Genomic DNA, 20,908 nt, shown 5'->3' with positions numbered 1-20,908 from the left:
CGTGGCCGGTCCTAGTGGCAGCCACCAGCGCCTGCATCACTGTGGCAGGCCGAGGCCGGCTGGTTCGGGTTGGCCGGAACGTCCAGGACGGGGCTGCGGTCGAAGAAGCCTTCGGGGCGGAGCTTGAAGCCTACGGTGTCCACCGGCATGATGGGCCAGTCCTCAACACGCGGGAAGTGCGTCAACCCAAAGGTGTGCCACACCACGATGTCCTGGGCGTCGATGTCCCGGTCCTGCGCGACGTACTCGGGCAGGCCTGCTCCCCCGGAGTGCTGGTTCACGAAATCGCCCGTCGGGTAGCGCTCCTCCTCCGCGTAACGGGTGACCCACAGGTCCTTGGTGGCGAAAGCGGCGCGGCGGGCGATGGAGGAGTCCGGATCGGCCAGCAGCGTGGGCTGGTTGTGCGAGTGGAGCTTGTAGCCCACCGGTTCGCCCAGCCGGTTGCGGGACTCGGGGTTGGAGATGATCCAGGTCCGGCCGGCGCGTGCATCGGCCTCCCGGACGGCCTCCGATTCACGGGCCAGGACGGTGCGCTTGCGGGAGAAGGCGTTGCCGCGCTCATTGCCCGGCCCCATGGCCTGGCGGACCACGTCCTCTTCCTCCACCCGGTTGGTAAAGCCGTCGATGGCCATGTCCAGCCGGGCACTGAAGAGATGCTGGTGGAACGGAGCGCCCAAGCCCGGTGCCAGTTGGGAGATGTTGTCGGAACCGCCATCCGGGAACGCGGAGGTGAACACAACGCCGGTGGCCTTAGCCTCGAATTCGATGGTGCCGTCCAGGTAGAGGTACCAGTAGAAGCCGTAATCGTAGTTGCCGATGGTGGTAAAGAAGGAGATCACCAGGCGGCGGTTCCGGCGGGTGTAGTTCACCCCGCTCCAGAGATCCGAGTGCTTGGACAGGATGCCCCAGTCCTCCTCGTGCATGCAGATGCCATTGCGGATCTCGCGGGGGTTGCCGAAGGCGTCCGAGATGACCGGGCTCAGGTAAGTGATGTCCCCCAGGCAGTCACAACCCAGCTCCAGCGAGTTGGCGTACTGGCCCACCAGGTACTCACCGGTGTCAAAGTAGTTCTGCCAGGACCGGATGGGTGACGGATCGCCGTAAGGGACCACCATCTCGGCAATGGAAGCACGGTTGATGATCGGCCGGAGCCGCTCTCCGTCCTGGAAGGAGAGGTTGTGCAGGACCACGCCCTCACGGACATCGAAGCCGACGTCCACGCTCCATTTTTCCCATTCCACGTGGTTGCCGCCGGTGACGGTAAAGCTGGGGCCTTCCGGCTGGGTGATGCTGATGGGCTTCTGGGTGGTCCGCAGCGGTCCGGTCAGTTGCGGGTCCGTGTAGTTGCCATGCTCTGCGGGCACCGGCATGGCGCCGAGGTCGACGACCTGGGAGACTTCCTTGTTGACCACGTCCACGTACGCCACCAGCCCGTCCACCGGGTGCGCCCAGGCGCTGTCCTCCGGGAACTCCTGGACGAACGCAAGGCCACGAAGGATGCGCCGGCCCTTCTCCTCGGTGTACTCGAAGACTCCAGCCGAGAGCGGCGCCACGCGGACTTTGTCGACGTCAAGGTCCCTTGCGGCTAGGGCCGCCAGCCAGCGCTCATCGGTGGCCAACAGGGACTCCACAACCTCAAACTCCTCCTCCAGCACTGGGAGCTCACCGGTGACCGCGGTGTCGAGTTCGACGTCGGACACCACCTTCCCGTGGGTGGCGGAGACGATCACGTCGCGGGGCGCACCGCCGGAGACGTCGTGGATGAAGACCCGGAAGCGCCGGTCAACCTGCCCTTCCGTGCGGGCTGCAGCCCGCGGCGGTTCCAGGAGACCGAGGTAGGCGATGCGGTGCTGCGGACCCAGGTGGCCCCCGGAGGAGAGGACGGACCGGACCTCGAGGATCTCGTCGCCGGTGGCCAGGCGGAAGGGGGACGCGATGTCAGTTGGAGCGAGTGTCATGGTGAACCTTTGTCCGGACCGTTTCGGGTCGGTGGTTTTATTTTCTATAGTTGTAGAGAATAAACCTCCGTAACATGGCTCACAAGAGTCTGAGCAAAAAATTTCCCGGGAGTGACCTGCGGTGCCGAAGATAGTTGACCATGACGAGCGCCGCTTGGAACTGGTGGATGCCACCTGGCGCATCATCGCCCGGCAAGGCCTGGAAGGGGCCACCATGCGCGAGATCGCAATGGAGGCGGGCTTCGCCAACGGAGCACTCAAACCCTACTTCCCCACCAAGGACACACTCCTGGAATTCGCCTTCGGCCACGTGTTCAACCGCACCAACCAGCGGATCGCCGAGGTCACCCGCGGCAAGTCCGGCCTGGCTGCCCTGCGCGCCTTCTGCCGTGAGGTCCTCCCGCTGGATGAAGAGCGCGTCAACGAAGCGCGGATCGTTATCCCGTTCTGGCAGAAGGCAGTCAACGATTCGCAGAAGGCCGCGATTCACCAGCAGTCCATGAACGAGTGGGCAACCACCATCCGGCGCTTCCTGGCCGAGGCGCGGGACAACGGCGACATCCACGCAGCCGTCGACGATTCCATCCTGGCCGGCCAACTCCTGAACATGCTGCTCGGCGCGCAGATCGAGGCGGCCTTGGCGCCGGAGGGCGGCAGGGACTTCGGACATGCCGCACAGCTCGAAGGCTATCTGGCCCTGCTGTGACCAGACCTCCTGGCATCCCCGCCGCGATTGACACGCCGGACATCCTGATCGACCTCGACATCCTCGAGCGGAACATCGCCCGAATGGCGGAAACCATCCGGGCAAAAGGCCTTACCCTTCGCCCGCACGCCAAGACGCACAAGATCCCTGAGATCGCCGCGCTCCAGCTGGAGGCCGGGGCCGTGGGACTCACGGTTGCAACGATCGGCGAGGCCGAAGTCTTCGCAGCCGCCGGAGTGAAGGATCTCTTCATCGCCTACCCCTTGTGGACTTCAGCCCGGAAGGCCGAAAGGCTGCGGCGCCTGGCAGGCACGGCAACGGTGGCCGTAGGGGTGGACTCCCCCGATGGCGCGGCGAGGCTCGGGGCAGGCCTGGGTCCGGCGGCGTCAAGAGTGGGCGTGCTGGTCGAGATCGACAGCGGCCACCACCGCAGCGGCGTCCACCCGGGCGCAGCTGCGGACGTGGCACAAGCAGCGTCCGACGCCGGCCTGAAGGTGGCCGGGATCTTCACCTTTCCCGGCCACAGCTACGCACCGGGAATGCCGGCGGAAGCAGCAGCGCAGGAGCAGGAAGCCCTGCGGGCGGCCGCGGAATCGCTCGCCGCAGCCGGGTTCGAGACCACTGTACGGAGCGGAGGCTCCACGCCAACAGCGCTCTTGACCAACGGCCCCGTGGCTACCGAGGTGCGCCCCGGCGTCTACGTGTTCGGTGACGCCCAGCAGCTTGAGCTCGGCAGGTGTGGACCGGAGGAGATAGCGCTGACCGTGGCGGCAACGGTGGTAAGCCACCACGAGGCCAGGCCCGGCATACCGGAACGCTTCATTGTCGACGCCGGCAGCAAGATCCTGGGCAGTGACCGGCCGGCCTGGGCCAGCGGCTTTGGCCGCCTGATGGATTACCCCGCAGCCCGCATCACCGCCCTCTCGGAGCACCATGCCACGGTCGAATGGCATGGCCCCGGAAGAATGCCCGCGCTGGGCGCCCGCCTGCGCGTCGTCCCGAACCACGTCTGCCTGGCCATCAACCTCGTAGACAGCGCGGCCGTCATCAGCGCCGGAAAAAATAAGGGCCGCTGGACAGTGGCGGCCCGCGGGAAGAACGCCTAGCGCCCGGGGAAAATCTTTTTTCGCCGACTGTTGAAAAAAGAAACGGACGGCCCTAACCTGAAGGGACTGTGTTGCAGGACACAGCTCCCGGGGGAACGTCAGATGGCCATCCGTCGTCAGGAACATCCATGCCAGCAACAGCAAATACTGCGGCCCGCCCCGCACACCAAAACCTCACGTCCAGCGTCGCCACCTCCTTTGACCACTGGAAGCACCTGGTGGCCGAGTCCTTCGTGCCGCTCGCCGCCCAGACAGCGGACGTGGATGGCTTCCGTGGGCGGATGCGCTCGCGGGTGCTGGACCGGATGTCCATCGTTGAAGTCACCGCCACGTCCCACGAGGTGCACCGCACGCCGGCCCTGATTGCCCGGGCCCATGAGCGCTATTTCAAGCTCAACCTGCAACTGGAGGGCACCGGCCTGCTCGTCCAGGACAACCGCGAGGCCGTGCTCCGGCCCGGCGACCTAGCCATCTACGACACCAGCCGCCCCTATACGCTGACGTTCGAGGAGCAGGCGCGGATGATGGTGGTGATGTTCCCCTGCGACGCACTGGCCCTGCCCGCCGACTACGTGGGCCAGCTGGCAGCCGTGCGGATGGCGGGCAGCGCCGGCCTCAGCGGAATCGTGGGGCAGTTCATCCGCCAGCTCTCAGAGAACCTGGACGTCCTCAGCGGGCCCAGCGGTTCGCGGCTGGCAGCCAACGCCCTGGACCTGGTGTCCACAATGCTCCACGCCGAGATGGACATGGCGCCGGACCGGATGAAGCCGCAGGCACTCCTGGCAGTTTCGATCCGGGAGTACATCGACGCCAACCTGTCCGACCCCCTCCTGTCGCCCGCCACCATCGCCGCCGCACACTTCATCTCTACCCGGCACCTGCACAACGTTTTCCATGAATCCGGGACAACTGTGGCCAGCTGGATCCGGAGCCAGCGCCTGGAAGGTGCCAGGCGCGATCTCCGCGACCCGCTGCATGCCGGGAAGTCCGTGGGCGCCGTCGCGGCGCACTGGGGATTCCTGGATGCTGCGCACTTCAGCCGCACCTTCCGGGACGCTTTTGGCGTCCCGCCGAGCGACTGGCGGCGGGGCGGGTAGCGCCCCTCCCTGCGTCCCGGGCCATCCAACGCCTGGAGGAACGACGACGGCGGGTTGCGCTAAATGAGCCCCTGGGCGAGCATCGCGTCGGCCACCTTCACGAAACCGCCGATATTGGCGCCCAGGACGTAGTTGCCCGGGTCCCCGTACTCGTCAGCAGTTGACGCGCACCGGTGGTGGATACCCACCATGATCTCGGTCAGCCGCTCTTCCGTGTGCTCGAAGGTCCAGGAATCGCGGCTGGCATTCTGCTGCATCTCAAGCGCGGACGTGGCAACACCGCCGGCATTGGCGGCCTTGCCCGGGCCGAACAGGACGCCGGCCTCCTGGAAAACGGCGACGGCCTCGCGGGTGGACGGCATGTTGGCGCCTTCGCCGACGGCAAGGAGCCCGCCGCGCACCAACCCGGCGGCAGCAGCGCCGTCGAGCTCGTTCTGCGTGGCGCACGGCAGCGCCACGGAGGCGTCCACGTCCCAGACGGAGCCGCCCTCAACGTAGGAGACGCCGGAACGGCGCTCGGCGTAGTCCTTGAGGCGGCCGCGTTCCACTTCCTTGACTTCGCGAAGAAGCGCGACGTCGATGCCCGCCTCATCCACCACGTAGCCGGAGGAGTCGGAGCAGGCCACCACGGTGGCGCCGAGGTCCTGGGCTTTGGCGATGGCATTGATGGCGACATTTCCGGAGCCGGAAACCACCACGCGCTGGCCATCAAAGGATGACCCACGGGTCTTCAGCATTTCCTGGGTGAAGATCACTGTTCCGAAGCCGGTAGCCTCGGGCCGGACCAGGGAACCGCCCCATGAGATGCCCTTGCCCGTGAGGACGCCTGATTCGTAGCGGTTGGTGATGCGCTTGTACTGGCCGAAGAGGTAGCCGATCTCCCGCCCGCCCACGCCGATGTCGCCGGCCGGGACGTCGGTGTATTCGCCGATGTGCCGGTACAGCTCGGTCATGAAGGACTGGCAGAAGCGCATGACTTCTCCGTCGCTGCGGCCGCGGGGGTCGAAGTCGGAGCCGCCTTTGCCGCCGCCGATGGGCATGCCGGTGAGGGCGTTCTTGAAGATCTGTTCGAAGCCCAGGAACTTGACGATGCCCAGGTAGACGGAGGGGTGGAACCGCAGGCCGCCTTTGTAGGGGCCCAGCGCCGAGTTAAATTCCACCCGGAAGCCGCGGTTGATCTGTACACGTCCGCCATCATCGGTCCAGGGCACGCGGAAGATGATTTGCCGCTCGGGCTCGCAGAGCCGCTCCAGGATGGCGGCTTCGAGGAATTCGGGGTGCCTGTCATGGACGGGTCCGAGGCTCTCGAAGACTTCCACCACCGCCTGGTGGAACTCCGCTTCGCCCGGATTCCTCGCCAGGACAGTATCCCTGATGGCTTCCAGCCGTGAATCCATGTGTCTCCCTCACCTCTGCGTGAACGTGGAACGGCCGAAAGCGATCCCGGACGCGCCTATAGTTGAGATTTCAACTATATCCGATCATGACCGCGCGCCCCCAAGCAGCCTGCCGGACATCCTCTATCATCCGTATTGTGACAGATCTATTCCACATAACGAAAATATCGCGCAGTTCGGCCTGCATCCGCGAGGCCGCCTGATGGCGCACATCTGCCTGCTGCTGTCCGGGGCGGCCCTGCTCCTCAACGGTCTGGCCATGCTCAGATTCCTGCCCCGCCGGGACGCAGCCGTATTCAGCCTGGCGGTCGGATCCGTCCAGCTGGCGCTCGGCGTGGGTTACGTTGCGACGGCTGGAGCGGGCGCAACGCCGCTGCTGACTGCTGTGGGAATGTTCCTGTTCGGCCTGACGTACCTCTATGTGGGGCTGGACGTCCTGCTGCGCCTCGGTTCGCGGGGACTGGGATGGTTCTGCGGCATGGTGGGAGGTTGTGGCCTGCTTCTTGCCACGGCCTGGCTGGGAACAGATCCCCTGCTGGCGGTCCTATGGTTGTGCTGGTCGGTTCTGTGGGGACTGTTCTTTGCGTCCATGGCAGCGGGCCTGGGCCGCCTTGACCCCTTCATCGGCTGGGCGCTTGTGCTGACGAGCCAGGTCACAGCCACCCTCCCCGCTTTCCTCGGCCTGGCGGGGATGTGGCCGCGTGAGCCTGTCGTGGCGGGGCTGGCAGCAGCTTTCCTGGCCGCGCTTTTTGTCCTGGCAGGCTTCCTGGCACGCGTACCGGCCCGGCGCAGAGTTGCTCCTCGCCGGGCCGGTACAGGGCACGTTGCCGTTTCTGCCGGCTCCAAAGCGCCCGTTAGTTGACTGTATGGCCGAGGCTCTCCGCCTTGTGCCGGCGCTGCACCCGGGCCTCCACCAGCACTCCGGCCGCAAACACCACGGGAACAACCACCAGGAGCGCGGCCGCCGTCCCGGTGCTGCCGCCGATCAATGCGGTGAAGTTGCTGACCACGAGGAACAGGATCCATCCCAGCAGCAGGGCCGCGAGCGCAGGTGCGATCAGCGTCTGCCACAGCCCGGCGTCACCGCGGTCCCTGCGGAAGAATGCGGCGACGGCGGCGGAACAGAGCATGTACAGCACCAGGAGCGCCGCTACAGCCAGCCCGCTGAACCAGGAGAACAGGGTCAGCACGGGATCCAGCGCCAGGACGGCGAACGGAACCACGAGAATGACGGCGGCGGCGGTCTGGATCCAGGCTGCAGAGGCCGGGGCGCAGTGCCGGTTGGTCCGGGCCACGACGGCGGGCATGGAACCGCGCAGGGCCAGGGAGTGCAGGTAGCGGTTGATGCCGTTGTGGAAGGCGATGATGCCTGCCAGCAGTGACGTCACCAGCAGGACGCCTGTCACCACGCCCGCCCAGGGACCGAACAGTTCCACGATCGGCCCCAGGACGAAGGAGGTGGAATCGCCTGACTCAAGGGCCGCCCCCGCTGCATCCATGACCTGGGACGGGCCGTAATAGCTGACCAGCATCCAGGAGATGAAGGAGAAGAAGACGGCGATGACGCCCACGGACAGGTAGGTTGCCCGTGCCACGGTGCGGTGCGGGTCCTTGGCCTCTGCCGAATAGATGGCTGTCGACTCGAAGCCGAACATGGACGCCACAGCGAACATGATGGCCACTCCCGGAGCGCCGGTGGCGATGGCTTCCGGTGAGAAGGATGCCGCCAGGCTGATGCCTTCCGGTCCGCCGCCGCTGAACAGCACGGCGACGCCGAACAGCATCAGCACTGCCACCTCCAGCCCAACCAGCACGGCCAGCACGCGGGCTCCGAGTTCGATATTGAGGGATCCAAGCACCTGGACTCCGGCCATGGTTGCCAGGGCCAGAAGCCACCAGGGCACCTCGAGGCCCATCGACGCGAGCAGGCCGGAGAATGCCGCCCCGTACAGGCCGTACATCGCGGCCTGGATGGTGTTGTAGGCCAGCAGCGCAAGCCAGGCCGCGCCCGCACCAGTCCTCCTGCCGAACGCTGCGGTGATATAGGCGTAAAAAGCGCCGTTCGCCTGGATCCTGCGGCTCATGGCCACGAATCCCACGGCAAAGATGACAATGACAATGCCGACAATCAGGTAGGCGCCGGGGGCGCCTGCCCCGTTGCCAAGGGCTGCGGCGAGCGGCGAAGCTCCCACGATGCCGGTCAGGGGCGCCTGGGCGGACAGGACAAAAAACAGGATGCCCAGGACGCCGATGCTTCCTGCGCGGAGGGCTGTGGAATGCTCCTTGGCCGGAGCGTCGGCAGTCCGGGACCCGAAATTCGAAATACTCATTTGATCCTTCTTAATGGTCATGAGCGTGGGGAAGATTATTGGTCATGAGCGTGGGGAAGAGCTGTGGAATCCAGCGTGGCAGCGGGCGGCTGCAGGTCTTTGTCCGTCAGCGATCAGTTCTTGTCCGTCAGCGCAGTGCCGTGCGCGCAGTGTCGTCCGGGCAGCGCCGGAAGCGGTGCCGCGGTCCCGGCGGCAGGGTGCGTACACAGAAACACGCCGTCCCGGGGCTGACCTAAGGAAGCCGCACCCCGCCGTCGGGCGTTCCCCTGCCGTGTGACATGGGATACTGCCGTAACATCTTTCCTGCCGGAAACCCCGGCGGAAGCCGGAAGGAGCCGTGGGCATGCAGGAATCCGTCAGGGTGGACGAAACGGCGCTGGAGCACGTGCTGGACGCACTGTCCCGCGAACGGAGCCTCGGACTCGCCCCTGATCCGGCATTCGACCGGCGCCTGGAGCAGCATTTCCCGGACCTGTGCCGGCTCTTCCGGTCCCTGTACGAAGCCCGGCAGGACTGGCTGGACCAGCTGACCGCCCTGGTGGTGGAGAGCGCACGCTCATGGCAGGAGCGGCCCGCTGACCTGAAGGCACTCGACGCCCAGCGGGAGGCGGACAGCGGTTGGTTCCTCTCCAACACCATGCTTGGCGGCGTCTGCTACGTGGACCGGTACGCGGACAACCTGGACGGGCTCCGCAAGCACATCCCGTACTTCAAGGAACTGGGACTGACCTACCTGCACCTCATGCCGCTGTTCCTTGCTCCGGAGCCACACTCCGACGGCGGCTACGCGGTTTCGAGCTACCGCCAGGTCAACCCGAAGCTGGGCACCATGGAACAGCTCCGCGACCTCGCGGCAGAGTTCCGCGGCCATGGCATCAGCCTGGTGGTGGACTTCATCTTCAACCACACCTCCGACGAGCACGAGTGGGCCAGGCGGGCCGCTGCCGGCGACCCTAAGTACAGCGACTACTACTGGATCTACCCGGACCGGACCATGCCGGACGCCTTCGAGCAGAACGTGCGCGAGATCTTCCCGGAAAACCACCCTGGGTCCTTCATCCGCATGGAGGACGGCCGCTGGGTGTGGGCCACCTTCCACACGTACCAGTGGGACCTGAACTACTCCAACCCGGACGTGTTCCGGGCGATGGCCGGCGAGATGCTGTTCCTGGCCAACCAGGGCGTGGACATCCTGCGGATGGATGCGGTGGCGTTCATCTGGAAGCAGCTGGGCACCCCCTGCGAGAACCTGCCCGAGGCCCACATCCTCCTGCAAGCCTTCAACGCCGTGTGCCGGCTGGCCGCCCCCTCGCTGCTGTTCAAGTCAGAGGCAATCGTGCACCCGGACGAGGTGGCGCTCTACATCGACCCCGCCGAATGCCAGCTCTCCTACAACCCGCTGCAGATGGCGCTCATCTGGGAATCCCTGGCCACCCGGGACGTTTCGCTCCTGGCCCAGGCACTGGAGCGGAGGCACAATATCCCGGGCGGCACCTCATGGGTGAACTACGTCCGCAGCCACGACGACATCGGCTGGACGTTCGCGGACGAGGACGCGGCAGAGCTCGGAATTAACGGCTTCGACCACCGCCGTTTCCTGAACTCCTTCTACGTCAACCGCTTCCCCGGCAGCTTCGCCCGCGGCGTGCCGTTCCAGGACAACCCCAAGACCGGTGACTGCCGCATTTCGGGTACGACAGCGTCGCTGTGCGGCATGGAGGTGGACCCCGCTGAGGCGGTGGAGCGGATCCTCCTGGCCCACTCGGTTGCCTTCAGCACCGGCGGCATCCCCCTGCTGTACCTCGGCGACGAAGTGGGCCAGCTTAACGACTACGGCTACGCGAAGGAGGAAGGGCACGACGCCGACAGCCGCTGGGTGCACAGGCCCCACTATCCGAAGGAACAGTACGCCCGGCGGCACGATGCTTCCACGCCGGAAGGCGCGGTGTATGCGGGCCTGAGGCGCATGATCGAGATCCGCGGCGCTGCTCCTGAACTTGCGGGAACAACGCTCCTCGATTTCGATACCCACAACAGGGGCGTCCTGGCCTACCAGCGGCCGGCAAGTGCGGCCGACGGCGGGGAGACGAGAGTCCTGGCGCTCGCCAATTTCAGCGACGAGCCCCAGACCCTGCCCGCCGAAACCTTCTCCGGTTTCTCAGGCGCCGCCGTCGACCTCCTCTCCGAGGCCGCCCTGCAGCTGGGCGAGGGCGTCACGCTCCTCCCCCGCCAGTACGCCTGGCTGCGCGTCACTCCGGTCTAGTCCCGTCCTTCCCCAACTGGGTAGCAGCAGATGTCCTTTTGGGCCCCCATACCGACATCTGCTGCGACCCAGTTGGGCCTGCGGGCTCGGTCCGTGAAACCATACGGACCATGGCCCAGAAGATTGCGTACCAGGGTGAGCCCGGCGCCAACTCCAATATCGCGTGCAAGCAGATGTTCCCGGACATGGAAAGCGTGCCCTGCGCCAGCTTCGAGGACGCGTTCGAACTCGTGGCCAGCGGCGAGGCGGAGCTGGCCATGATCCCCATCGAGAACTCCATTGCCGGGCGGGTGGCAGACATCCACATCCTGTTGCCGCAGTCCAACCTGCAGATCGTGGGTGAGTTCTTCCTGCCCATCCACTTTGACCTGCTGGGCATCCCAGGCAGCACCATCGAGGGCGCCACGGAGGTCCACAGCCACATCCACGCCCTGGGCCAGTGCCGGAAGCTCATCCGCGAGCACGGCCTCAAGCCCGTCATCGCCGGCGACACCGCAGGGTCCGCACGGGAAGTGGCTGAGTGGAACGATCCGCGCAAGCTGTCCCTGGCACCGCCGCTGGCCGCGCAGATCTACGGCCTGGACGTCCTGGCCTCACGGGTTGAGGATGACCCTTCCAACACCACCCGCTTCGTGGTCCTGGCCCGGGAAAAGGAACTGCCGGCCCGGGATGAGCTTTCCGGACCGGCAGTGACCAGCTTCGTGTTCCGCGTCCGCAACGTCCCCTCAGCGCTGTACAAGGCACTGGGCGGCTTCGCGACGAACGGGGTGAACATGACGCGGCTGGAAAGCTACATGGTGGGCAACGAGTTTGCCGCCACCATGTTCATGGCCGACGTCGAGGGCCACCCCGAGGACCTGCCGCTGAAGCTGGCCCTCGAGGAGCTGGACTTTTTCACCACGGAGGTGCGGATCCTGGGCGTTTACGCTGCCGCGGAATACCGGACGGGTCAGACAGTCAGCGGCTGACCGGCCGGACGGCTTTTGAGGAGCGGCCCGAAGAACTGCGCCAGTTCGGTGGTGGCCGTCAGCGGCGCGACGTTCGCCACGTACTGGTCCGGCCGCACCACCACCACAACGCCGCCGCGGTCCAGGCCGCGGAGCTCGAAGATGTCTGCTGAGGGGTCCGTGCCGTAAACCTTCTCGTAGTCCGTGAGCTTGAATGGGCCCACCTGCGGCTTGAAAACGGCCGGCACCGCGTTGATGTCAAGCTCCGTGTGGGGCTGCTGGTAGATCACCTTCACGTCGAACCACGCGTCAGGATCAGCGTCCGACGGCGTTGCCGCCAGCGGTGATTCGGCCGCCTCCGCCAGCCACTGGGCCAGCTTGTCCGTGGCAGAGCCGGTGCCCGGAAGCGCGGCGTCGGCGAACACGTAGATCCGCCAGCGTCCGTCTGCCGTGGCGTGGTGGCCCAGATGCATGGGATTTGTGTCGCCTACCCGCACCACGGGCGCTGACTTGAACCGCTTGCCCACCGGGAAGCCGGCTGCAAGGGCCTGGTGGTCTGCCGGTGCCACGAGCATGGACGGCGCGTACTCGGTCATGAAACCGGCCGGGAACTCGGCAGTGCGGACATAAAAGTCCTCAAGGTCCGAGGGGTTCTCGAACTCCTCGGGCTTCTTGGCCATCATGGTGGACCATTCCTTGTCGAAGTCGATCAGGTTCTTGGCCACCACCTGGCGCTCCTCCGAGTAGGTGGACAGGAGGCTTTCAGGGCTGCGGCCTTCCAGGACATGCCCCAGCTTCCAGGCAATGTTGAAGCCGTCCTGCATGGACACGTTCATGCCCTGGCCGGCTTTGGCACTGTGCGTGTGGCACGCGTCGCCGGTGATGAACACCCGGGGGGTCCGTGTGCCGCGGTCCTCCGGCAGGACGTCGTCGAACCTGTCCGTGAGCCGGTGCCCCACTTCGTAGACGCTGTGCCACGCCACGTTGCGCACGTCGAGGGTGTAGGGATGGAGGATCTCGTTGGCTTTGGCGATGATCTGCTCGATGGTTGTACTTCTCACGGCGTGATGGGTAGCCGGATCCACCTCACCCAGGTCCACATACATGCGGAACAAGTACCCGCCCTCGCGCGGGATCAGCAGGATGCTGCCTTTTTCGCCCTGGATGGCGCACTTGGTGCGGATGTCGGGGAAGTCGGTCACGGCGAGCGCGTCCATCACGCCCCAGGCATGGTTGGCCTGGTCCCCGGCGAGGGTGCAGCCAATCGCTGCGCGCACTTTGCTCCGGGCGCCGTCGGCACCAATAACGTACTTCGCCCGGACTACGCGCTCCTGGCCCTCGTTCGGTCCGTCGGTATGCAGCAGCGTTACGCTGACGGGATATTCGTCCCCTTCCGTGATGTTGAGGGACTGGAAGTCGTAGCCGTAGTCGGGCGTCATGCGGGTGGGTGCGTTGGCCATATACTCGGCGAAGTAGTCCAGCACACGGGCCTGGTTGACGATAAGGTGCGGGAACTCGCTGATGCCCATCTCGTCGTCGACGGCCCGGGCGGCCCGGGCGATGTTGGCGCGGTTCGCGGGGTCCGGCTTCCAGAACGCCATCTCGGTGATGTGGTAGGCCTCGGCAATGATCCGCTCAGCGAAGCCGAAGGCCTGGAAGGTCTCGACGCTGCGCGCCTGGATGCCGTCAGCCTGGCCGATGGCGAGGCGGCCCGGACGGCGCTCAATGATCCGGGTGGTGATGTTCGGGAAGCGGGACAGCTGCGCTGCCGCAAGCATTCCCGCAGGCCCGGTGCCAACAATCAGCACGTCGACTTCCTCCGGAAGCTCCTGGGGCCGGTTCAGGCCAACGCCGGCGGCGGGCAGGACTCGCGGGTCTCCGGATACGTAGCCGTGGTGGTGGAATTGCACGGGATTTCCTCACTTCGTTGTGGTGGATTATCGCTACTTCGCAGCAGTTACCTGCCCCGTCGATTGGTGTTCTATATAAGAACACCCCATTCGATAATCGAAAACTGGAACTTTGGCTTCAACTGTACGCCGGATGTGATTCAGGCGACAAGTGCCATATTCCCGAAAGCCAAACGCCGGAATTGGGGGTTGACGATCCGCCTCCGACGGACGATAGTGATCGTATACGATTTCGTACCTGATGAGGGAGACAGTTTTGGAGCACGTCAACGGCGACACCTTGGCAGCAGCACGGAAGGTGGTCGCGGTGCACATCAACTACCCAAGCCGGGCAGCCCAGCGCGGCCGGACTCCCGCCCAGCCGTCGTACTTCCTCAAGCCCTCCAGCTCCCTGGCCCTGAGCGGCAGCACGGTGGAGCGGCCTGCAGGCTGTGAACTGCTCGGCTATGAAGGCGAGATCGCCTTGATCATCGGCAAGGCTGCCCGTAGGGTGGGCATCGATGACGCCTGGAGCCACGTTGCGGCAGTGACAGCCAGCAACGACCTCGGTGTCTACGACCTGCGCTGGGCGGACAAGGGTTCCAACCTCCGATCCAAGGGCGGCGACGGTTTCACACCGGTAGGCCCGGCACTGATTCCTGCAGACGCCGTCGACCCCGCCAACCTGCGCATCCGCACCTGGCACAACGGGGAGCTGGTCCAGGACGACACCACGGGGGACCTGCTCTTCCCGTTCGCCCGGCTGGTGGCGGACCTGTCCCAACTGCTCACCCTCGAAGAGGGGGACATCATCCTCACCGGCACCCCGGCCGGCGCCTCCGTCGCCAAGCCGGGGGACGTCCTGGAAGTCGAGGTTTCCGCCGGCGACCTCACCACCGGCCGGCTGGTCACCAGGGTGGAGGAAGGTACGACGCCGTTCGCGGACTTTGGTGCCGGACCCAAGGTTGATGACCTGCAGCGGGAGGAAGCGTACGGTTCGCGGGCAGCGGCGGGGCTGCCGGCGGGGGCAGGCGTCCTCACTCCGGAGCTGAAAGCGAAGCTGGAAAGCGTCGCCACGGCCACCCTGTCCTCCCAGATGCGAAAACGCGGCCTCAACAACGTGAGCATCGACGGCCTGCAGGCCACCCGGCCGGACCGCCGCGTGGTGGGGCTGGCCCGGACCCTGCGCTACGTTCCCAACCGTGAGGACCTCTTCAAGATCCACGGCGGTGGCTTCAACGCCCAGAAACGCGCCATCGATTCCGTGAACGAGGGCGAGATCCTGGTCATGGAAGCGCGGGGCGAGAAGGGCACCGGAACCGTTGGCGACATCCTGGCCCTGCGCGCCCAAGTGCGCGGCGCCGCGGCAATCATTACCGACGGCGGCGTCCGCGACTACACCGCCGTGGCCGGGCTGGAGATGCCCACGTACTTTGCCAACCCGCATCCTGCCGTGCTGGGCCGCCGCCACATCCCGTGGGACACGGATATCACCATCGCCTGCGGCGGCGCCACAGTGCAGCCCGGCGACATCATCGTGGCCGATTCCGACGGCATCCTGGTGGTCCCACCGGCCATCGCCGAAGAACTCGTGGATGATTGCATCGCCCAGGAGCAGGAGGAAACCTTCATCTTCGAGATGGTCAAGCAGGGCAACAGCGTGGACGGCCTCTACCCGATGAACGCCGCCTGGCAGGCACGGTACAAGGAATGGAAAGCGGGCACTGCGGAGGGTAGCCAGCCGAATGACTGAAACAACCTTCACCGACCTCCCCGTCGCAGCCCCTGCCGGCAGCAAGTCCGAGCAGGCCTACCGGGCCGTCAAGGCACGCATTGTCGAGGGCACCTACTCCCCCGGCTACCGCCTGGTCCTCGGCTCTATCGCCAAGGACCTTGGATTCAGCGTGGTTCCGGTCAGGGAAGCGATCCGCCGGCTCGAGGCAGAGGGCCTGGTGACCTTCGAACGCAACGTGGGCGCCACCGTGGCCGGAATCGATCCGACGGAATACCTCTACACCATGCAGACCCTGAGCATCGTGGAAGGTGCCGCCACCGCGCTGTCCGCGCCGCTGGTTGATTCCGTGGCAATTGCCCGGGCCCGTGCGGTGAACGAGGACATGCGCGAATGCCTGGACCACTTCGACCCCGTCCGGTTCACGCAGCTCAACCAGGACTTCCACAGCATCCTGTTCGAGCACTGCCCCAACCCCCACATCCTGGACCTGGTGCACCGCGGCTGGAACCGGTTGGCTTCGCTGCGGTCCTCAACCTTCCGCTTCGTCCCCGGCCGCGCCCGCAATTCCGTGGACGAACACGAGGCACTCCTGAAGCTCATCGAGTCCGGCGCCGACGCCGACGACATCGAGAAAGCCGCCCGGCTCCACCGCTCGGCCACCCTGGACGCCTACCTCGCCCAGGCCAAAACCATCTGAAACTCCCCCGATCCCTTCAGAAGCAGTAAGGAAACAACAATGACGTTCACTGCACCGGAAACCGGCACCCATTACGTGCCGCAGGACCTTCCCACCCATATCCAGCACTACATCAACGGCCGGTTCGTTGACTCCGTGGGTGGAGCGACCTTCGACGTCCTGGACCCGGTATCCAACCGGAACTACGCCACCGCCGCGGCAGGCCAGAAGGAGGATATCGACCTCGCCGTCGCCGCCGCCCGCGAAGCGTTCGCCAACGGCCCGTGGCCGAAGATGAAGCCGCGCGAACGCGCCCGCGTTCTCAACAAGATCGCCGACGCCGTCGAAGCCCAGGAAGCGCGGCTCGCCGAACTCGAGACCTTTGATACCGGCCTGCCGATCACCCAGGCCAAGGGCCAGGCCCTGCGCGCTGCCGAGAACTTCCGGTTCTTCGCGGACCTGATCGTGGCGCAGTTCGATGACGCCATGAAGGTGCCGGGATCGCAGATCAACTACGTGAACCGCAAGCCGATCGGCGTTGCGGGCCTCATCACCCCCTGGAATACCCCGTTCATGCTGGAGTCCTGGAAGCTCGCCCCGGCCCTGGCCACCGGCAACACCGTGGTGCTCAAACCAGCCGAGTTCACGCCGCTCTCGGCCTCGCTGTGGGCAACGATCTTCAAAGACGCCGGCCTGCCCGACGGCGTGTTCAACCTGGTCAACGGCCTCGGCGAGGAAGCCGGTGACGCCCTGGTCAAACATCCGGACGTCCCGCTGATCTCCTTCACGGGCGAGACCACCACCGGCCAGACGATCTTCCGCAACGCCGCCGCCAACCTCAAGGGCCTGTCCATGGAACTCGGCGGCAAGTCCCCCTGCGTGGTGTTCGCCGACGCCGACCTGGACGCCGCCATCGATTCCGCCCTGTTCGGCGTCTTCTCCCTCAACGGTGAACGCTGCACCGCCGGCTCCCGCATCCTCGTTGAGCGCGCCATCTACGACGAGTTCTGCGAGAAGTACGCCGCCCGCGCGAAGAACATCGTGGTGGGCGATCCGCATGACCCCAGGACCGAGGTGGGCGCCCTGGTCCACCCGGAGCACTACGAAAAGGTGGCCTCGTACGTGGAGATCGGCAAGTCCGAAGGCCGGCTGCTGGCCGGCGGCGGACGGCCCGAAGGCCTCCCGGACGGCAACTACATAGCACCCACGGTGTTTGCCGACGTCGCCCCGGATGCGCGGATCTTCCAGGAGGAAATCTTCGGACCCGTCGTGGCCATCACCCCGTTCGAAAATGACGACGAAGCCCTCGCCCTGGCGAACAACACCAAGTACGGGCTGGCGGCCTACATCTGGACCCAGAACCTGACCCGGGCACACAACTTCGCGCAGAACGTGGAGGCCGGCATGGTATGGCTGAACAGCCACAACGTCCGCGACCTGCGCACTCCGTTCGGCGGCGTCAAGGCCTCGGGCCTCGGACACGAGGGCGGCTACCGCTCCATCGATTTCTACACCGACCAGCAGGCCGTGCACATCACGCTCGGAACCGTCCACACCCCCAAATTCGGCGCCTGAACCGCCACCCGTCCCTCATCAAAGAAGAGAGAACACCATGACTGACTTCATTCCCACCCCCACTGTCCCGGCACCGGACATTGTCCGCTGCGCCTACATGGAGATCGTGGTCACCGACCTCGCCAAATCCCGCGAGTTTTACGTGGACATGCTGGGGCTGCACGTCACCGAGGAAGATGAGAACGCCATCTACCTGCGCACCCTGGAAGAGTTCATCCACCACAACCTGGTGCTCCGCAAGGGACCCGTCGCCGCCGTCGCAGCCTTCGCCTACCGGGTAAAGTCCCCCGCCGAAGTGGACGCCGCCGAGGCCTACTACCGCGAACTCGGCTGCCGTGTTGAGCGCCGCAAAGACGGCTTCACCAGGGGCGTCGGCGACTCCGTGCGCGTGGAGGATCCCCTGGGCTTCCCCTACGAGTTCTTCTACGACGTGGAGCACGTGGAGCGCCTCACCCAGCGCTACGACCTGTACTCCGCCGGCGAGCTGGTCCGCCTGGACCACTTCAACCAGGTCACACCGGACGTCCCCCGCGGCCGCAAGTACCTCGAGGACCTGGGTTTCCGCGTCTCCGAGGACATCCAGGATTCCGACGGCGTCACGTACGCCGCGTGGATGCACCGCAAGCAGACGGTCCATGACACCGCGCTGACCGGCGGCAACGGCCCGCGCATGCACCACGTCGCGTTCGCCACGCACGAGAAGCACAACATCATCCAGATCTGCGACAAGATGGGCGCCCTGCGCATCAGTGACCGGATCGAACGCGGCCCCGGCCGGCACGGTGTGTCCAACGCGTTCTACCTCTACATCCTGGACCCGGACGGCCACCGCATCGAGATCTACACCCAGGATTACTACACTGGCGATCCGGACAACCCCACCATCACCTGGGACGTCCACGACAACCAGCGCCGCGACTGGTGGGGCAACCCCGTCGTCCCGTCCTGGTACACCGAGGCCTCCCTGGTCCTGGACCTGGACGGCAACCCGCAGCCGGTCATCGAGCGCGAGGAAAAGAGCGAAATGGCGGTCACCGTAGGTGCCGACGGTTTCTCCTACACCCGAAAGGACGGCTCCCCCGAAGGTGACCGGACCGGGTTCAAGCTGGGAGCGCAGCTGTAGCCATGCTGGATGACAGGACCATCGAAGCCATCGCGGACGAACTGGTGGAAGCCGGCCGGAACCGGAAGCCCGTCCCCCGCCTGACGGCCCGGTACCCGGAGATGACGGTGGAGGACTCCTACGCGGTGCAGCAGTTATGGCGGCGGCGGAACGAGGAGGCCGGCCGGACCCTGGTGGGCCGCAAGATCGGCCTCACGTCCAAAGCCATGCAGGCGGCCACGGGCATCACCGAGCCGGACTACGGCGCCATCTTCGACGACATGGTGCTCGAGACCGGCTGCTCGGTGGAGTGGGACCAGTACACCCACCCGCGGGTGGAAGTGGAGCTGGCGTTCGTCCTGAAGGACGGCCTCAAGGGCCCCGGCGTCACCATCTTCGACGTCCTGAAAGCCACCGACTACGTGGTTCCGGCCCTCGAAATCCTCGATTCCAGGATTGAGATGGAGGGCCGGACCATCGTGGACACCATCTCGGACAACGCCGCCATGGGTGCCATGGTGATCGGCGGCAACCCGGTGAAGCCGGACGCGATGGACCTCCGCTGGGTCTCCGCCATCCTTTACAAGAACCAGACCGTGGAGGAAACCGGCGTGGCCGCCGGGGTCCTGGACCATCCCGCCAACGGGGTGCACTGGCTGGCCAACAAGATCGCCGCCCACGGTGATTCCCTGAAAGCCGGGGACATCATCCTGGCCGGCTCCTTCACCCGGCCCCTCTGGGTCTACAAGGGCGACACTGTCCATGCAGACTACGGACCCCTGGGGAGTGTCACATGCCGCTTCGAATAGACGACACCTTCCGCGACGCCCTCGCCAGCCAAACGGGGGAAACCGGCCGCCCGCTGGCCGGGATGTGGGTCTGTTCCGGCAGCCCGCTGGTCGCTGAGCTGTGCGCCGGGTCCGGCCTGGACTGGCTGCTGGTGGACGCCGAGCACAGCCCCAACGGGCTCGAATCCATCCTCGCCCAACTCCAGGCCATCCACGGCTACCCGGTGCACACCGTGGTGCGTCCGCCGGTCAACGACACCGTGCTGATTAAGCAGTACCTGGACCTGGGTGTGCAGAACCTGCTCGTCCCCATGGTCAACTCCGCTGCTGAGGCGGAAGCCGCCGTGGCCGCAACCCGCTACCCGCCGCAGGGCCTCCGCGGCGTCGGGTCCGCGTTGGCCCGGGCCGCCCGCTGGAACCGGGTCCCGGACTACCTGGCCCGCGCCGGCGAGACCATCAGCGTCACCGTGCAGATCGAATCCGCCGCCGCGGTCACCGTCGTGGAAAACATCCTGGCGGTCGACGGCGTCGACGCGATCTTCGTGGGCCCGTCCGACCTCGCCGCCTCAATGGGCCTGCTGGGACAGCAGGAACACCCGGAGGTGCGCGCCGCCGTCGAACACTGCCTGGCTGCTGCCAAGGCCGCCGGAAAACCGGCGGGCGTCAACGCCTTCAAGCCGGACACGGCCCGCCACTACCTGGACCACGGCGCCAACTTCATCCTGGTGGGGGCCGACGTCGCCCTCCTCGCCCGCGGCTCCGAAGCCCTCGCCGCGAAGTATGTCACCACACGTGACGGCGACACCCCCACCAGCTACTGATCCCTCCCCTCTTAAGGACTATTTCAATGACAGTCACTCCTGCCCTGCCCCCTGCCGTTTCGTCGAAGCGTGAGGCCTCCCTCCTCGCTGCCGTTCCCACCGGCCTGCTGATTGGCGGGCAGTGGCGGGATGCGTCCGACGGCGGCACGTTTGAGGTGCACGACCCCGCCACCGGGGAGGTCCTCGCCACCCTCGCCTCGGCCACCAGCGACGACGCGGTGGCCGCGCTGAACGCCGCCGACGCCGCCCAGGCGTCCTGGGCACGGACCGCACCCCGGGTGCGTGCGGAGATCCTCCGCCGCGCCTTCGACCTGGTCACCGAACGGGCCGAGGACTTCGCCCTGCTGATGACCCTGGAAATGGGCAAGCCCCTGGCCGAAGCCCGCGGCGAAGTGACCTACGGCGCCGAGTTCCTGCGCTGGTTCTCCGAAGAAACCGTCCGCGACTACGGCCGCTACCTCACCACCCCCGAGGGCAAGAACAAGATCCTGGTCCAGCACAAACCCGTCGGCCCCTGC

At 66.0% G+C, this 20,908-nt stretch carries 17 protein-coding genes; 13 read left to right on the top strand and 4 right to left on the bottom strand.

The window, feature by feature from the left end; translation table 11 throughout:
- Positions 1-11: 11 nt before the first annotated feature.
- Complete coding sequence (locus tag NFU08_RS01625) at positions 12-1,958, bottom strand: primary-amine oxidase (protein WP_251420249.1); 1,947 nt, start codon at positions 1,956-1,958, stop codon at positions 12-14.
- Positions 1,959-2,079: 121 nt separating this feature from the next.
- Here NFU08_RS01625 and NFU08_RS01620 point away from each other — a divergent pair, with 121 nt between their 5' ends.
- The 3 genes from NFU08_RS01620 to NFU08_RS01610 all read left to right on the top strand — a co-directional run bounded on the left by NFU08_RS01620 (position 2,080) and on the right by NFU08_RS01610 (position 4,867).
- On the top strand, positions 2,080-2,664 hold the full coding sequence (locus NFU08_RS01620) for a TetR/AcrR family transcriptional regulator (RefSeq protein WP_251420248.1): 585 nt from the start codon (positions 2,080-2,082) through the stop codon (positions 2,662-2,664).
- Entirely contained in the window at positions 2,661-3,770 is a 1,110-nt protein-coding gene (locus NFU08_RS01615) for an alanine racemase (protein WP_251420247.1), read from the top strand. The genes NFU08_RS01620 and NFU08_RS01615 overlap by 4 nt, the downstream gene beginning before the upstream one ends.
- 128 nt (positions 3,771-3,898) lie before the next feature.
- Entirely contained in the window at positions 3,899-4,867 is a 969-nt protein-coding gene (locus NFU08_RS01610) for a helix-turn-helix domain-containing protein (RefSeq protein ID WP_251420246.1), read from the top strand.
- Between the two features lie 59 nt (positions 4,868-4,926).
- On the opposite strand, the gene gdhA is transcribed toward NFU08_RS01610, so the two are convergent.
- Positions 4,927-6,264, bottom strand: coding sequence for an NADP-specific glutamate dehydrogenase (gene gdhA, locus NFU08_RS01605; RefSeq protein WP_251420245.1), 1,338 nt, complete (start codon positions 6,262-6,264; stop codon positions 4,927-4,929).
- A gap of 202 nt (positions 6,265-6,466) precedes the next feature.
- On the opposite strand from gdhA, the gene NFU08_RS01600 reads away from it, so the two are divergent.
- The gene (locus NFU08_RS01600) at positions 6,467-7,126 is read left to right on the top strand and encodes an AmiS/UreI family transporter (RefSeq protein ID WP_251420244.1); all 660 of its coding nucleotides are present in this window, start codon (positions 6,467-6,469) and stop codon (positions 7,124-7,126) included.
- On the opposite strand, the gene NFU08_RS01595 is transcribed toward NFU08_RS01600, so the two are convergent.
- Entirely contained in the window at positions 7,119-8,594 is a 1,476-nt protein-coding gene (locus NFU08_RS01595) for an APC family permease (protein ID WP_251420243.1), read from the bottom strand. The two genes, NFU08_RS01600 and NFU08_RS01595, sit on opposite strands and share 8 nt — an antisense overlap.
- Before the next feature lie 343 nt (positions 8,595-8,937).
- Here NFU08_RS01595 and NFU08_RS01590 point away from each other — a divergent pair, with 343 nt between their 5' ends.
- On the top strand, positions 8,938-10,857 hold the full coding sequence (locus NFU08_RS01590; protein WP_251420242.1) for an alpha-amylase family glycosyl hydrolase: 1,920 nt from the start codon (positions 8,938-8,940) through the stop codon (positions 10,855-10,857).
- 110 nt (positions 10,858-10,967) lie between these two features.
- Entirely contained in the window at positions 10,968-11,825 is an 858-nt protein-coding gene (locus NFU08_RS01585; protein WP_251420241.1) for a prephenate dehydratase, read from the top strand.
- Here the strand turns inward: NFU08_RS01585 and NFU08_RS01580 are convergent.
- The gene (locus NFU08_RS01580) at positions 11,807-13,714 is read right to left on the bottom strand and encodes an FAD-binding monooxygenase (protein ID WP_251420240.1); all 1,908 of its coding nucleotides are present in this window, start codon (positions 13,712-13,714) and stop codon (positions 11,807-11,809) included. The genes NFU08_RS01585 and NFU08_RS01580 overlap by 19 nt on opposite strands.
- A 241-nt stretch (positions 13,715-13,955) precedes the next feature.
- Here NFU08_RS01580 and NFU08_RS01575 point away from each other — a divergent pair, with 241 nt between their 5' ends.
- From NFU08_RS01575 to NFU08_RS01545, 7 genes are all read left to right on the top strand, one after another.
- Entirely contained in the window at positions 13,956-15,446 is a 1,491-nt protein-coding gene (locus tag NFU08_RS01575) for a fumarylacetoacetate hydrolase family protein (protein ID WP_251420239.1), read from the top strand.
- Positions 15,439-16,125 carry a GntR family transcriptional regulator gene (locus tag NFU08_RS01570; RefSeq protein ID WP_251420238.1) on the top strand — a complete coding sequence of 229 codons (687 nt, stop codon included), beginning with the start codon at positions 15,439-15,441 and terminating at the stop codon, positions 16,123-16,125. Before NFU08_RS01575 ends, NFU08_RS01570 begins: the two co-directional genes overlap by 8 nt.
- A 39-nt stretch (positions 16,126-16,164) precedes the next feature.
- A complete protein-coding gene (hpaE, locus tag NFU08_RS01565; RefSeq protein ID WP_251420237.1) occupies positions 16,165-17,679 on the top strand; it encodes a 5-carboxymethyl-2-hydroxymuconate semialdehyde dehydrogenase in 1,515 nt (504 codons plus the stop codon).
- A gap of 37 nt (positions 17,680-17,716) precedes the next feature.
- Positions 17,717-18,802 carry a 3,4-dihydroxyphenylacetate 2,3-dioxygenase gene (hpaD, locus tag NFU08_RS01560; RefSeq protein ID WP_251420236.1) on the top strand — a complete coding sequence of 362 codons (1,086 nt, stop codon included), beginning with the start codon at positions 17,717-17,719 and terminating at the stop codon, positions 18,800-18,802.
- A 2-nt stretch (positions 18,803-18,804) separates the two neighbouring features.
- Positions 18,805-19,590: a 2-oxo-hept-4-ene-1,7-dioate hydratase gene (gene hpaH / locus NFU08_RS01555; RefSeq protein WP_251420235.1), complete on the top strand. Its 786-nt coding sequence runs from the start codon at positions 18,805-18,807 to the stop codon at positions 19,588-19,590.
- Entirely contained in the window at positions 19,575-20,390 is an 816-nt protein-coding gene (locus tag NFU08_RS01550) for an HpcH/HpaI aldolase/citrate lyase family protein (RefSeq protein ID WP_251420234.1), read from the top strand. The genes hpaH and NFU08_RS01550 overlap by 16 nt, the downstream gene beginning before the upstream one ends.
- Before the next feature lie 26 nt (positions 20,391-20,416).
- Positions 20,417-20,908, top strand: a 492-nt coding sequence (locus NFU08_RS01545; protein ID WP_251420233.1) for an aldehyde dehydrogenase family protein, incomplete at its 3' end; no start/stop codon positions are given.

It is taken from the genome of Pseudarthrobacter sp. NCCP-2145 (assembly GCF_023708005.1).
GTDB lineage: Bacteria > Actinomycetota > Actinomycetes > Actinomycetales > Micrococcaceae > Arthrobacter > Arthrobacter oxydans.
Note: the sequence above shows the minus strand (reverse complement) of the source record. Positions and strands in the feature narration are given on the sequence as shown.